The organism is Arthrobacter sp. UYCu512, from assembly GCF_040547075.1.
Taxonomy (GTDB): domain Bacteria; phylum Actinomycetota; class Actinomycetes; order Actinomycetales; family Micrococcaceae; genus Arthrobacter.
This window is the reverse complement of sequence record NZ_JBEPPA010000007.1, coordinates 104657-119128: the sequence shown is the minus strand read 5'-3', so window position 1 is coordinate 119128 and position 14472 is coordinate 104657. Positions and strand designations below refer to the sequence as shown.

The following is a 14472-nucleotide window of genomic DNA, read 5'->3' as shown; positions in this document are numbered from 1 at the left end:
TCCAATGCCTCTCAGGCACGCATCTTGATGGTGAGACCGCCGTCGACGATCAGCGACTGGCCGGTAACGTAAACAGCGTCATCGGAGGTCAGGAAGCCGATCACGCTGGCAACCTCTTCCGGCCGGCCGACCCGGCCCCAGGGGATCTCCCGTCCGGCACGCTGCAGGCCGTCGGGCCCAAGGGAGTTCACCGGGTCCAGGGACTGGGGCGTCTCAATCAGCCCGGGGATGACAGCGTTGGCGCGGATGCCGCGCGGCCCCAGCTCCGCGGCCACGCTGCGGATCAACCCGAGCACACCGGCCTTGGCGGCCGCGTAGTGGGCATGTTCCTCCCACCCGTAGACGCCGCCGGCAATCGACGACACCGCAACCATTGCTCCGCCGTCGGTCATCTTCGCCGCCCCGGCCCGCAGGGTTCGCAGCACGCCGGTGAGGTCTACGTCGAGCATGTCGTGCCAGCGCTCGTCGGTCATCTCGCCCAGGGGCGAGTTGCGGAGGATTCCGGCGTTCGCCACTGCGAAGTCCAGCCGCCCGTATTCCTCGACGGCGCGTTCGGCGAACGCATCGACGGAAGGGGTGCTGCGGACATCCACTTCGTGGATGACGCCCGCACCCCCTGCCGCATGCACCAAGCGGAGGGTTTCCTGCGGGTCGTGCGGGTCGCCGGGAAAGGTTCCGATAACCGACCGCACCCCGTGTCCGGCGTAGTAGACGGCAAGCGCGCGTCCGATTCCGCTGGCCGCCCCGGTGATTATCGCGACCTTTCCCGCGCTCATGCTCCGACCTCGTGCGGGTGGTCCTCCATCAAGGCCTCCGTTGGCGGCTTAGCGGCGATCATCAGGAGGCCGGAAACCAGCGTTCCCAGCGCACCCACCCAGACGGCTGCGGTGCCGGTCCCGCTTCCGGCGGCAATTGCGGTGAAGATGGCCCCGCCGATGATGGTGCCCGGCTGGCTCATGGCGCCGATGAAAGCGGTGCCGGTGGCTCGGCAACTGACGGGGTAGCACTCAGCCATAAAGTACTGGATCGCAGCGTACGGGCCGACAAGGAAGAACAGGCCGGCGCCGTAGGTGAGGATGATCATGAACGGGCTCGTGGCGATGGGGCTGAGCATGATCGTGAAGGAAATGCCGGAGAGGATCCAGCCGCCGATGATGGTCCGCTTGCGCCCAATCTTGTCCCCGAGCCAGCCGTGGAAGACGTAGCCGAAGTACGCCAGCAGGTTGATCACGATGAGCATCCAGAAAGCGTCGGAGAGTTCCACGCCCTTCGCGTTTTTCAGGACGGAAGTGCCGAGGACACTGAAGATGGTGATGCCGAAAAAGTTTACGATCCAGGCCAGGGAAAACACGATGGTGTTCCGGCGCAGCTGCGGCTCCCAGATCCGCTTGAGCGGTGCCGCGGAAGAGTGTTCGACGCCGTAGGCGTGGGCCAAGGAGTGGGCGTCGGCGGACTTGCCGCTCTTCTCCAGTTCGGTCAGTTTGTGGTGCAGTTCAAACTGGGGGGTCTCCTTGAGCTTCCGGGCGATGACCCACACAATGATGGCTGCCGGAACGGTGGCCATCAGGTAGAGGGCACGCCAGCCGAGGGTCGGCAGGAAGGCCAGGGCGAGGGCACTGGCGAGCAGGAAGCCCAGCGGCCAGCCGCCCTGGATGAAGGAGTAGTGGAAGCCGGGGCGCTTGCGCTTATCGGCGACCTCGGTCACCTGGTAGACCTCGTTCATGTACGTCGCGTTGACGGCCTGTTCCGAGAATCCGAGCCCACCGAAGGAACGGACCAGGACCAGCAGCCCGTTGCTCAGAAACGGGATGCCAGTCGGAATCAGAGCCGTCAGGCCGGAGACGACGGCGGTGCCGCCGACGGTGACCATCATGCCTTTGCGACGGCCGAGCCGGTCAATAACAGGTCCGATCCCGAAAGCAACGACTGCGGTGCCGACAGCGATCCAGGTGTTGATCGCGTAGGCTTCGGGTGCCGTCCAGCCGAACTCCTCCTGCATGGCCGGCAAGAGGGTGCCGAAGAGCCCGTAGTCGAAGACGGCCACGGTCCAGGCGAGCAGGGCAAGAACGGTGGCGGTGGTGGTGTGGCGCTTGGAGAAGACCGGGAAACGGCGCTTCTCATCGGGTGCGGGTTGCGTCAGATCGACGGCAGGCTGCTGGATGGTCATTACTGGTTTTCCTTTCGGGGGCTGCGGGTGAGGAAGGAGTCCGCGATCTGGTCGAATGTGTGCCAGCTGACGCCCTCGTGGGAGTTGATGTGTTCGATGAGGCGTTCGAGCATCAGCAGGACCTGGGGCCGGCCGGAGACGTCCGGATGGATGGTCATGGTGAAGACCGCCTGGTCCATTTCGCGGTAGACCCAATCAAACTGGTCCTTCCACATCTGTTCGATGTCCCGGGGGCTGACGAAGCCGTGCGAGTTTGGCGATGCCTTGATGAACATCATGGGAGGCAGGTCATCGAGGTACCAGTTGGCCGGGATCTCCACGAGGTCGGTTTCGCGCCCCCGGACCAGCGGTTCCATCCAGGTTTCGGCGTCTTTGGTGTAGTCGATCTTCTTCCAGCTGTCGCCGACCCTGACGTAATAGGGCTCAAAGTCGCGGTGCATCAGGGAGTGGTCGTATTTGATCCCGCGTTCCAGGAGGATCTCATTGGTAACCCCGGAGAATTCCCACCAGGGTGCGACATAGCCTGTGGGACGGCGGCCGGAGACCTTTTCGATGAGTTCGATGGACCGGTCCAGGATGGCCGTCTCCTGCTCGCGGGTCATGGCGATGGGGTTCTCGTGCGAGTACCCGTGCACGCCGATTTCGTGGCCTGCGTCCACGATCATCCGGGTCAGCTCCGGGAATGTCTCGATCGAGTGACCGGGCACGAACCAGGTGGCGGGAAGTCCGTACTTCTCAAAAAGACGGATGAGGCGCGGGCCGCCGACTTCCCCGCTGAACAGGCCCCGGGAGATATCACACGGGGAGTCTTCGCCGCCGTAGGAACCGAGCATTCCGGCAACGGCGTCCACGTCGACGCCGAACGCGACTTGGATGTCCTTAGTCATGAGATCAACCTTTCACTGCGCTTTTTCTTGGGTTTTGGTTATTGGGGTTTGGTTCGGTGCGGTAACTGTCAAGGGACCTTGCCCCGGAGGGCGAAGGTGTCCGCAATGCGGTGCTGGGGAGTACCGAGCCTGAGCAGCAGGCTGAGCAGGACCAGGGACTGGGATGGCCTGAGCAGGCCGGAGGAAATGGCGCCTGCGGCACGCAGATCTTCACCGCCGCCGTCGCCGTACCTGGGCACAACGGCGCCGGCCTCCACCCTCGTGCTCGTCACCACCACGACGCCGGCCGCGCTGGCGTCCGCTACTGCCCGGCACATCGTGCGGTTGGCATTGCCAGTACCCGTCCCCTGGAGCACTATGCCCGCCGCCCCGGCCTGGAGGCTGGCCCGCAACAGGGTCGAGTCGGACCCGGGGTAAGCGGCGATGAGGTCCACGCGGGGTGAACCGGCCGCCGCTCCCGGCAAGGGAAACGGGTCGTATGCGGGCCGGGCACGGTCGAGGCTGACGTCACCTGAACCGGATACCGATCCTGCCGTGCCGAAGTCCGGGTTGGCGAAGGCATCGAGCCTCGTTGTGTGGCTCTTCCGGACTCCCGCCGCGGGGTAGATGGTCCCCGCGAAGGCGAGCAGTACGCCTTTTCCACGCGCCTGCGGGGAGCCGGCGACTGCAATCGCGCGGGCGAGATTGTCGGGACCGTCCGGTGCCTGGGAGTCGGCGGGGTGCTGCGCTCCGGTAAAGACGACGGGCCGGGGATCATCGTGGATGAGGTCCATCAGGTAGGCGGTCTCCTCCATGGTGTCCGTCCCGTGGGTGACCACAATTCCCAGAACCTGCGGGTGAGCAAGGGCCTGCCGGACCTTGGCGCAGATGGCGATCATGTCCTCAACCGTCAGCAGGTACGAACCTTTCCGGAAAACATCCACCACACGGACCGGATGCCGGGCCGGAATCCCCATGCCGGCGAACACCTGCTCGCCCGTGTCCGACGCCACAGCGGCACCCCCAGCCTCGGCCGCACGGGAAGAAATTGTTCCTCCTGTGGCCAACAGCACCACGTGGGGGCCCTGCAGATCTGTGACAGTCATTTCCACTCCGTTAGTTAAGCGCCTGATGCCTGAAGCGCACCCAATCGATTGGGTAGTTGGCTAAAAAGTTATCGCCGCGATGTTTCGGCTAAATGCTTCCGGGTGTTTCGAGGGTGTAAACACTGCGCAGCCTGATTCCGGCCTGCTCGGTACCCAATCGATTGGGTTAGCCGGTGAGATGACTATAGAATGTGATGTGCGGCACGTCAAGAGCTCACGAAGCAGGGATCCGCACGTTTTCGGGCAGTCTTGGTGATGACGTCTTTATGAGCCGAGCCAGGGGGAAAGAATGAACGAAGCCGCAGGCGATGGCCGGGCCGTCACGCTGAAGGATCTTGCCAACGAGCTCGGGATCCACCCGTCGACGGTGTCCCGGATCCTGCACTCGGGCACTGACGTTGCGCGGGGGGCCGCCTCCGTGGCGACGGCCGAGCGGGTGCGTGATCTGGCGCGGAAGCGCGGCTACTCCCCCGACCCCCAGGCGGCTGGCCTCCGGACACGGCGGACCCGGCTCATGGGCGTAATCGTTCCCCGGCTTTCGGACCTTGTCCTGGCAATCATGTACGAGGGCATCGACGAGGCCGCGGCGGAACTGGGCTATTCGACATTTGTGATGAACTCGCGCGATGACCCTGAGGAACAGCGACGCAAGACGGACACCATGCTCGCCCGGCGGGTGGACGGGCTGATCATCGGTGACGCCCATTTGGACACTGGGCTGCTGGTGGAACTGACCGACCGGAAGGTGCCGTTTGTGCTGATGAACCGCCGCGTCCCGGGCTACCCGGCGGCTACCTGCGACGACGTCCTGGGCGGGGAGCTTGTGGCCGAGCACCTGTGGAAGACCGGGCACCGGAATGTCGCGGTGATCGCCGGCGAGCCGTACGCCAGCACGGCTGTCGACCGGACGGCCGGTTTCGTCGACCGCTGGCGTTCGCTGGGGGGAAAGCTGCCCGGGAACGCCGTGGTGTGGTCCCGGTTCGATACTGCCGGGGGCCGTGAAGCGGCCGAGACCATCCTGACGCACTGCCGTCCCCGCCCGACGGCGCTTTTCGCCGTGAATGACTTCGCCGCGATCGGGGCCATGGGAGCGCTGCGGTCCCATGGCCTCACCGTCGGTACCGATGTGGCAGTGGTCGGCTTTAATGACACGTCACTGGCCGCGGAGCTGCCCATTCCGCTGTCCTCCGTCCGCTCGCCAATGCTGGATATCGGACGTACGGCGGTGCAGCTGCTAAAGGGGGTGCTCGACGGCGCACACGTCGAGTCCGTGAAGCTGGTGCCGACCTTGTGCGTCCGGGAAAGCAGCGCCTAAACCAGCGCAGAAACGACTCGCCAACGGTGCGGGGTCGTCCGCGCGGCCGTCGTCGCCGGACTAGACGAGCTTTGCGTCGAGCTGCAAAGAGGCAACGATGCTGAGGGCGAGCATGCAGGTGGCCCGGACCTCTCCGTCGGACAAATCCAGCTGCAGGAGCGCCTCGATCTTCCGCAGCCTGTAGCTGAGGGTGTTTCGGTGGATAAAAAGCTCATCGCAGATCCTGGCGGAATTTCCGCTGTGGCGGAGGTAGGCGTCGAAGGTCTCGTGCAGGGCGCCACCACCATCGGCGGCCAAGGGTGCCAGAAGCCGCTGGCACATTGCCACCAGACCAGGGCTGGGCAGCCCCTGCACTATGCCGGCGAGATCGGCCGGCGGCGCGTGATGGACCCCGGGCCGCCCCATCTGACGCCGGGCCAGCTGCAGAGTCAGCGGCAGTTCGCCAAGGCTCGCGGACTCCGCGACGATGACGGACAATTCCGGGGCATCCACAAAGAACTCACTGACGGCAGCGAGCAGATCAGCAGGTCCGTGCCGATGCTGCAGCAGCAATGTGGTGAGCCCGGACTCCTCCATAAACCTGACCGTGCCATAGGCGCCCTGCAAGCCCACCCGGGCCCGCCAGGCGATGGCACGAAGCCTGGCGGGCGCCACCTCGCCGGAACTTCCGACCAGCACAGTGTCCCAGCCGCCGTCGGGATCGCAGCCGGATTCGAGGGCATAGCGTCGCAGCGGGGTAGAAGGATCACCGCGATCCTCGTAGAGGGCCTCCATAAACCGCGCGGCTTCGACGGAATGCAGTGGCGAATGCGACCCGAGTGTATAACTCAGCTGCATTCCAATGACGGCAGCCACCGGACCCAGGATCGGCTGCAGGACGATATTGCTCCCGATACCCTCAATGGCCAGCCGGAATTGAGCGGATTCACCGCTGGGCAGCCGAAGCGCGGTCCGGGTGGTCCCGCCATGAGCCGTGCCCGCGGCAACGAGCTCGAAGGCATTTTGATCGATCACCGCTACCCTGGCGTCGACGGCGTCCGCCACCCGCTCCAAAACCTCGGCCAGGGAATGCCCGTCGGCGGCCAACCGGGTGCATTCATCCGCCAGCTCCCAGCCCTTGCGCAACTCCTCGTAGCGCTCGGCGGCGATCACCCGGTCCACGTGGCGCATGATCAGCACAAACGGCACTTCCGGCGGGAGTTCCAGCAGTGGCAAGCCATGGGTCTCGCAGGCCCGGACCAGGCCGACCGGCAGCTCGCGGTGCGCGGCGCCCAGCCCAAACGCCAGTCCGGAGACCGGGACGGCGACCAGCCGTTCCACGTAGGCGTCCCAGATCCTGAAGTCTGTAACGTTCAGGCCCATCCCGTTGGTCAGCACCAGGGCATTCACGCTGAGGAACGGCGTGGGGTCCATGTGCTCGGTAGGGGCGCACCAGGTGATGGGCCTGGCCAGCCGTCCGGCGCCGCCCGGAACACGCAGGCGGATGTTGAGGTCGGGATCTCCGACCAGGTCTGAAATTCGCAAGGATCCTCCAGGAACGGCAGGCTCAAGATCTTTGGCTAGTGCGGTAAGCATAAGTGAGGGAATCAAATTCAGCGAGCTGCACAATATCCGTGAGCCCCGATGCTGAGTAGCGTTGCACCCATGCAACGCAATGTGACTCCCGACACCCCCGCTTACCCGCCAGGCCGGGTGCTGCTGAACTCCGACATGGGCGAAGGCGTGGGCCTCCACGAGTTCGGCAACGACGAAGAACTTATGCGGATCATCGACGTCGCCAATGTGGCCTGCGGCTACCACGCGGGCGATCCGGACGTGATGAACCGGACCGTTGCGCTGGCCGCAGAGCACGGCGTGGCCGTCGGTGCGCACCCTGGCCTCCCTGACCTGGTCGGATTCGGACGCCGCCGTATGACCATGAGCCCCGGTGAAGTCGAGTCGATCATCCTCTACCAGACCGGCGCCCTGGCTGCGTTCCTCGCAAAGCACGGGCTGGAACTAAACCACATCAAGCCCCATGGCGCCCTGTACGGAATGCTGGCCGGCGACGAGGAACTGATGCAGGCCGCCGCCGGAACCGCTTCGCAGTTCGGCGTCCCCTTTTTCGGACTTGCAGGGACGGCCCACGAAACCGTGTGCCGGGCCATGGGCGTCGAGTTCGTGCCCGAACTCTACGTTGACCTCAATTACGGTCCGTCCGGGGAGCTGCTGATCCAGCGCCGCCCGGCTCCGACCGACCCCGACGCCGCCGCCGAGCGGGTGCGCGGGGCGCTGGCCGGACGGCCCGTCCTGGCCGTTGACGGAACCGAACTGGACATCACCTTCCGCAGCGTCTGCGTCCACTCCGACGCGCCCAACTCCGTTGCAGTGGCCGGCGCCGTTCGTGCGGTCCTGGCCTGAACCGCAGTATCCAACTTCCCGAAAGAGAGCACCCCGTGGCAACCATCATTTCCCCGCTTCCCGGCATCTTCTACCGCAAGCCCGGTCCGGGCAAGCCGCCCTTCGCCAATGAGGGCGACACCATCGAGGTAGGACAAACCCTGGGCATTATCGAGATCATGAAGCAGTTCACCGAAATCCAGTCCGATGTCGCCGGAACACTGGAATCCTTTGAAGTCAAGGAAGGCGACATGGTCAACCCGGGCGACGCCGTCGTTATCATCCGGGAGGGATAGCCATGAGGAAACTGCTGATCGCCAACCGCGGCGAGATCGCGGTGCGGATTGCCCGAACCGCCCGTGCAATGGAAATCGAGACGGTCCTGGCTGCCAGCGAAGCCGACGTCGAGTCCCTGGCTGCCCGGACCGCCGACCACGTGATTGTGGTGGGTCCGGCTCCTGCCCCCGCCAGCTACCTGAACCAGGATGCCATCATCGCTGCGGCGCTGGAGACCGGCTGCCATGCTGTCCACCCTGGCTACGGGTTCCTCTCCGAGAACGCGGTATTCGCCCGGAAGGTCGCAGCTGCTGGCCTGATCTGGGTGGGGCCGGATGCCGACGCGATCGAGATGATGGGCAACAAGTCCTTGGCGAGGGAATCCGCCCGCAAAGCCGGAGTCCCGGTCCTCCAGGGGTCGGACGGACCCCTGGAGCCGAATGCCGACGCCGTGGAGGTCGCCCGCAGGGTCGGCTATCCGCTCGTCGTCAAAGCCTCCGCCGGCGGCGGCGGCCGGGGCATCCGCTTTGTGCACAGCGAAGATGAGCTCCTGGACACCATCGAGATCGCGCGCGGCGAAGCGGCCTCCGTATTCGGGGACCCGACAGTCTATCTGGAACGTTTTGTGCAGCACGCCCGGCACGTAGAAGTACAGATCCTCGGCGACGGAATGCGTTTCATCCATCTCGGGGACCGGGACTGCTCCATGCAGCGGCGTTCGCAGAAGGTCATTGAAGAGGCTCCGGCGCCGGACCTCCCGGACACTGTCCGGGAAAGAATCCGGGAATCCTCCGTGGAGCTCGCCCGCGAATGCCGCTACAGCGGCGCCGGAACAGTCGAGTTCCTCTACGACCCGGTCAATCATGAAGCTGCGTTCATCGAAATGAACACCAGAATTCAGGTTGAGCACCCGATCACCGAGCAAATCACGGGCGTCGATCTGATCCGCGAACAACTGCTGATCGCATTCACCGGTGAGATGTCCTTGCGGCAGGAGGACATCACGTTTGCCGGCCATGCCATCGAGTGCCGCATTAACGCCGAGGACCCGGAGAACAACTTCTTCCCCAGCCCCGGCCTCATCACCGCCTTGGACTGGGCCGCAGGCGGCGGCATCAGGGTGGACACCGGCGTCGAGGCCGGATCCACGGTCAGCCCGTACTACGACTCGATGCTTGCCAAGCTGATAGTCCATGCGAAAAGCCGCGACTCCGCCATTGAGGCCATGCTGGCTGCGCTGGACCAGACCGTGATCGAAGGGGTCAAAACCACGATCCCGGTGCACAAGCTGTTGCTGGCCAGGCCCGAATTCGCCGCGGTCAGCCACCACTCGAAGTTCATAGAAACCGTTGCCGATCTAATGGAGGCGCCATGAATAGCCCCGCACCTGCAGTACCGGAGGCTCGCTACACCTGGGGCGGGGACGAATTCCTGTTCGTTGAAGTTTCGGAGTCCATGAGCCTGGCCGCCAATTTCAAGGTGATGTCCATTGCCGCGAAGCTTTCAGCCATGGAATTGCCGGGCATCGTGGATGTCTGTCCTGCCAACGCTTCGCTGCTGGTGCGGTTCGATCCTGACATCCTGCCGCCGTCGACCTTGGAAAAGACCGTCCGGACGATTGAAGGGGACCTGTCCCATCAGGAGGATCGGGCCCTGGAAACCCGGATCGTCGAAGTCCCGGTCTGGTACGACGATCCCTTCACCGCAGAGGTGGCCGGGCGGTTCCGCGAAGGATTCCATCAGGAGCCGGACGGCACGGACATCGACTACGCAGCAAAGGTCAACAACCTCAAGGACGCCGCCGAATTCATCCAGCGCCATCATGAGCAGCCGTGGCTTGTCACCATGGTTGGATTCGTCGCCGGCTTGCCGTTCCTGTTCCAGCTAGTTGAGCAGGACAAGCAGCTGGAAGTGCCCAAGTATCTGAGTCCCCGCACCGATACGCCCAAGCTGACGGTGGGCCACGGCGGCTGCTTCGGCTGCATCTACTCCGTGCGGGGTGCCGGGGGCTACCAGATGTTCGGGGTAGCCGCCGCGCCGATTTTCGATCCGGCCCAGGCACTGGCTGACTTCAAGGACTTTATGGTCTTCTTCCGGCCGGGCGACATCGTGAAGTTCAAGCCGGTCACCGAAGCCGAATACAACACCATCCAGGCCGAGATCTCGGCGGGGACCTTCCGCTACCGGCAGGCGCCCGTGACATTCGATGTGTCCAAGGCGCTGGCCCATCCCGAAGCGTACAACCAGGAACTTATGGGGGCCCTCAATGGCATTTGATATCAAGAACCCCGGGCTTGCCACCACGGTCCAGGACCAGGGCCGCACCGGCCACTACAACGTGGGCATCCCGCAGAGCGGATCCATGGACCAGTACTCTGCCGAACTTGGCAATGCCCTGGTAGGCAACACCGCCCGGGAAGCAGTCCTGGAATGCACGTATCTGGGCCCGGTGCTGACCACCGGCGAGGACGCCGTCGTCGCCATCACCGGGGCTCCAGTGGAGGTGAAAGTCAACGGCGAAGCCCGCCCCCAGTGGACGCGGCTGCGGCTGGGCGCCGGAGATGAGCTGAGCTTTGGGGTTATCCGCGGCGGGACGCGCTACTACATCGCTGTCCAGGGCGGCGTCGACGTTCCCGAGGTGCTCGGCAGCCGGTCCACCTACAGCCTGGGCGCGATCGGCGGCTTCCATGGCCGCAAGCTGGAGGCCGGCGACCAGGTTCCGGTCGGAATTCCGCTGAACGGCGGTGTTGTACCCAACGGCGACACGATTCCGGAAGAATTCCGTCCAGGGTTCGCAAAAGAACAGGACGTCAGGATAGTCCTTGGCCTGTACGACCACCGCCTCACCGCCGAAGGACTGGACAATCTCCTGAACGGCGAGTGGAAAGTGACCCCGGTGGCTGACCGGATGGGCTTGCGGTACTCCGGCCCCGGCGTGAAATGGATAGAGCGCGAGCAGCCTTTTGGGGCCGGTTCCGATCCGTCCAACATTGTGGACGCCGGCTACGCCGTCGGCTCCATCCAGATTCCCGGCGGTACCCAGCCGATCATCCTGCATCGCGATGCTGTCTCCGGCGGCGGCTACGCCATGGTGGGAACCGTCATCAGCGCCGACATGGATCTGGTTGCCCGTGCCGCTCCCGGGACCTCCACCCGATTCGTTGCCGTCAGCCAGGATGAGGCGCTGGTGGCGCGCAAGGAACTCGCTGAACGCAAACAGGAGGCGCGGGCAGCCCTCGGCTCCAGCCTCTGATGCACGGCACAAAAGCAGGAACCGGGAGGACTGCCGGTTCCTGCTTTTGTGTTTCCGGCTGCTGTGCGGCCCGGATACTCGCCAATCGTCGATCCCTGCCGTTCACCGCCACTCCACAATGGTTTCATTGCCACTGAGTACGTTGGCGGGGTCCTGTTGAGATCCACCCTTTGAGAGGCTCCCCCATGAGCACGACTCGCACCCGAGGCATCCTCACGGCCGCCGCAGCCATCGTCCTGACAGCGGCCGCAATCGGCGGCACTGCGGCCGCCCAGGCCGCCGGCAACAACGATCAGCAGGGCGGGGGCGACGCCGGCAGCCACCACGTAACTGGCACGGCACTGTCCGAGGCGTTCAGCGGCGTCGACCGTGCCACAGCCTGGCAGCAGACCGGCAAGCTGAAGTTGAACTTTCCCACGTACCACACCGAAGGAATCGCCTTCAGTGAGGACCACATTTTCCTCTCGGCTGTCCAGATCCTGGAACCGACCACAAAGCTGCCCGCCACACAGGACGGTTTTGACCGTACGCCCGGCAAGGGCGTCGGCCACCTGTTTGTGATGGACAACGCCGGGAACCTCCAGAAGGACATCATCCTTGGCGAGGGCGACATGTACCACCCCGGCGGCATCGACTTCGACGGCACCAACGTCTGGGTGCCGGTTGCCCAGTACCGGCCCAACAGCAGCGCCATCGTGTACCGGGTGGACGCGAGAAGCCTCGAGGTGCACAAGCAATTCGAGGTCAAGGACCACTTTGGCGGCATCGTTATGGACAAGCAGACGGGCCGCCTCGTCGGCAACACCTGGGGGTCGCGACGCTTCGCCGAATGGGACCTGCACGGCCGGCAGCTCGCTAGCTGGCAGAACCCGAACTACTTCATCGACTACCAGGACTGCCAGTACGTGACGAACTCAAAAATGCTCTGCGGCGGGATCACCAACCTCCCCCAGGCCACGCAGTCCGGCGGAGCCGGCGCAAGCTACGAACTCGGCGGAATGGCGATGATCGACCTCAAATCCCGCAGCGTACTCCGCGACGTCCCCTTCCAGCAGTGGTCCACCGCCGGTCACGCGGCGACGCGCAACCCGTTCAAAATGACCGCCGACGGCGACCACCTCACCATGAGGGTGGCTCCCGAAAACGGCGATGAGGGCAACGGCACCGAAATCCTCAGCTACGAGGCCACCGTTACCGCAACCGAGTAAGCCCCTTGCACCTCCTATAAATGAATGGACACCCTATGCCTCATCCAGCACGCTCCACCCGAAAACGCCTCGCCGCCGTCACCGGCGCCGCGGCTCTGGCCGCGTCGACGCTGGCAGCCGGCCTGATCGGCGTCGGCGCCGTCCCGGCCTCGGCCGGAGATAAGCACGCCGAAACCGCGACCCCGATCAAACATGTGGTGGTGATTTTTCAGGAAAACGTCTCCTTCGACCACTATTTCGCCACCTACCCGGAGGCCGCGAACATTCCCGGCGAAACCCAACAGGGCACCGGCACCCCGGCGGCCACCTTCACTGCCGCCAAGAGCACGCCCAAGAAAATCGACACCCTGGCCACCGCGGGCCTGCTAGCCCCGAACAACCCCAATACTGCCCAGCCGGCCCGCCTCTCGCCCATGCAGGCCGTCACCTGCGACCAGGACCACAACTATGGCGCCGAGCAGAAGGCATACAACGGCGGCTTGATGGACAAGTTTGTTGAGTTCACCAGCCGGGACGCCTGCGGCACCAACCAGTACGGCCGCAGCGGGCTGACAATGGACTACTACGACGGAAACACCGTCACCGGCATCTGGAACTACGCCCAGAACTACGCCATGAGCGACAACCACTTCAGCACCGTCTTCGGACCGTCCACTCCGGGTGCGCTGAACCTGGTCTCCGGCCAGACCCACGGAGCCACCGAATACACGGCGGCCGGCCAGCCCGCTAAACCGGCGGCCAGCGACTACACCGTCCGCCGGCCGGACGCGAAGGGCGTCGGCACCATCATCAACGACCCGGACCCGGTCTACGACGACTGCTCCAACAACAGCCACGCCAAAACCAACAACCTGGCCGGCCTAGACGGCAAGAACATCGGCGACCTACTTAACTCCAACGGCACGTCCTGGGGCTGGTTCCAGGGCGGCTTCGCGCCCACCACCCCGGCGTCCGGGAGCACACCCGCATCGTGCCTGTCCAGCCACACCAACGCCGCGGGCGCCGACGTCGTGGACTACTCCCCGCACCACCAGCCGTTCCAGTACTACGCTTCCACCGCCAACCCGCACCACGTCGCCCCGGCGTCGGACGCGGAAATTGGCCACAACGGCCAGGCCAACCACCAGTACGACCTCACGGCGTTCAACACGGTGGTCAACACCGACAACATGCCCGCCGTGTCCTTCCTAAAGGCGGGCATGTACCAGGACGGCCACGCCGCCTACTCCGACCCCATCGACGAGCAGAACTTCATTACCAGCACCGTTAACCAGATCCAGAATTCCAAGAACTGGGAGGATACGGCCGTGGTGCTCGCCTACGACGACTCGGACGGCTGGTACGACCATGTCGCCGCCAAGGTGAAGAACTCCTCCAACACTGAAGACGACGCCGCCTGGTGCACGGACGCCGCCGCCAGCGGAGTTCCGCTGGCGGGCGGCTACGCCGACCGCTGCGGACCCGGCCCACGCCAGCCGCTCGTGATCATCTCCCCCTACGCAAAGAAGAACTTCGTAGACCACACCGAGACCGATCAAACCTCGATCCTGCGCTTCATCGAGGACAACTGGCACACCGGACGGATCGGTGACGCTTCCGCCGACTCCGCGGCCGGCTCGCTGAACGAGATATTCAACTTCCACAAGCAGCGCACCGGCAAGGTCCTGCTCGACGAAAACACCGGCGCCGTCGCCTCCATCACAAACAGGAACGACGATGACGAAAAGCACGGCAGGGACGACGAGAGGTAGGCACCCTCGCGCAGTCCCTGCGCGTCCTCAACACAGCACCCCCAGGAACCGCCTCCGGCCACGCGCCGGAGGCGGTTCCTTTTCCTTGGCAGGCGGTCTTGATGCAGGAACCGTTTTCGGAGTAGACCAGCTAATACAGCCAACAGTCCGT

The 14472-nt window shown here is 64.6% G+C and carries 13 protein-coding genes; 8 read left to right on the top strand and 5 right to left on the bottom strand.

From position 1 onward, the window contains the following. Window positions 1-11: 11 nt before the first annotated feature. The 4 genes from ABIB49_RS09250 to ABIB49_RS09235 form a co-directional block, all read right to left on the bottom strand. A complete protein-coding gene (locus ABIB49_RS09250) occupies window positions 12-776 on the bottom strand; it encodes an SDR family NAD(P)-dependent oxidoreductase (RefSeq protein WP_226775401.1) in 765 nt (254 codons plus the stop codon). Further along, window positions 773-2167, bottom strand: a complete 1395-nt coding sequence (locus ABIB49_RS09245) for an MFS transporter (RefSeq protein ID WP_226775400.1) — start codon at window positions 2165-2167, stop codon at window positions 773-775. Before ABIB49_RS09245 ends, ABIB49_RS09250 begins: the two co-directional genes overlap by 4 nt. Then, window positions 2167-3054, bottom strand: coding sequence for a polysaccharide deacetylase family protein (locus ABIB49_RS09240; protein ID WP_226775399.1), 888 nt, complete (start codon window positions 3052-3054; stop codon window positions 2167-2169). The genes ABIB49_RS09245 and ABIB49_RS09240 overlap by 1 nt, the downstream gene beginning before the upstream one ends. A 68-nt stretch (window positions 3055-3122) precedes the next feature. Continuing rightward, window positions 3123-4139 carry an asparaginase gene (locus ABIB49_RS09235; protein ID WP_354156988.1) on the bottom strand — a complete coding sequence of 339 codons (1017 nt, stop codon included), beginning with the start codon at window positions 4137-4139 and terminating at the stop codon, window positions 3123-3125. Window positions 4140-4428: 289 nt separating this feature from the next. Between ABIB49_RS09235 and ABIB49_RS09230 the strand changes: the two genes are divergently transcribed. Further along, window positions 4429-5454, top strand: coding sequence for a LacI family DNA-binding transcriptional regulator (locus tag ABIB49_RS09230; RefSeq protein ID WP_226775397.1), 1026 nt, complete (start codon window positions 4429-4431; stop codon window positions 5452-5454). 60 nt (window positions 5455-5514) lie between these two features. On the opposite strand, the gene ABIB49_RS09225 is transcribed toward ABIB49_RS09230, so the two are convergent. Continuing rightward, on the bottom strand, window positions 5515-6978 hold the full coding sequence (locus ABIB49_RS09225) for a PucR family transcriptional regulator (protein ID WP_226775396.1): 1464 nt from the start codon (window positions 6976-6978) through the stop codon (window positions 5515-5517). Window positions 6979-7098: 120 nt separating this feature from the next. Here ABIB49_RS09225 and pxpA point away from each other — a divergent pair, with 120 nt between their 5' ends. The 7 genes from pxpA (at window position 7099) to ABIB49_RS09190 (ending at window position 14321) form a co-directional block, all read left to right on the top strand. Continuing rightward, complete coding sequence (gene pxpA, locus ABIB49_RS09220) at window positions 7099-7854, top strand: 5-oxoprolinase subunit PxpA (protein ID WP_354156987.1); 756 nt, start codon at window positions 7099-7101, stop codon at window positions 7852-7854. A 35-nt stretch (window positions 7855-7889) separates the two neighbouring features. Continuing rightward, a complete protein-coding gene (locus tag ABIB49_RS09215) occupies window positions 7890-8129 on the top strand; it encodes an acetyl-CoA carboxylase (RefSeq protein ID WP_226775394.1) in 240 nt (79 codons plus the stop codon). Window positions 8130-8131: 2 nt separating this feature from the next. Further along, complete coding sequence (locus tag ABIB49_RS09210) at window positions 8132-9484, top strand: acetyl-CoA carboxylase biotin carboxylase subunit (protein WP_354156986.1); 1353 nt, start codon at window positions 8132-8134, stop codon at window positions 9482-9484. After that, window positions 9481-10386: a 5-oxoprolinase subunit B family protein gene (locus ABIB49_RS09205; RefSeq protein ID WP_354156985.1), complete on the top strand. Its 906-nt coding sequence runs from the start codon at window positions 9481-9483 to the stop codon at window positions 10384-10386. Before ABIB49_RS09210 ends, ABIB49_RS09205 begins: the two co-directional genes overlap by 4 nt. Beyond that, on the top strand, window positions 10376-11362 hold the full coding sequence (locus ABIB49_RS09200; protein ID WP_354156984.1) for a 5-oxoprolinase subunit C family protein: 987 nt from the start codon (window positions 10376-10378) through the stop codon (window positions 11360-11362). Before ABIB49_RS09205 ends, ABIB49_RS09200 begins: the two co-directional genes overlap by 11 nt. A 185-nt stretch (window positions 11363-11547) precedes the next feature. Next, window positions 11548-12570 carry a DUF6454 family protein gene (locus ABIB49_RS09195; RefSeq protein ID WP_354156983.1) on the top strand — a complete coding sequence of 341 codons (1023 nt, stop codon included), beginning with the start codon at window positions 11548-11550 and terminating at the stop codon, window positions 12568-12570. Window positions 12571-12605: 35 nt separating this feature from the next. Then, window positions 12606-14321 (top strand): phospholipase C, encoded by a 1716-nt coding sequence (locus ABIB49_RS09190; RefSeq protein WP_283480825.1) that lies wholly within the window; start codon window positions 12606-12608, stop codon window positions 14319-14321. Window positions 14322-14472: the final 151 nt, after the last annotated feature.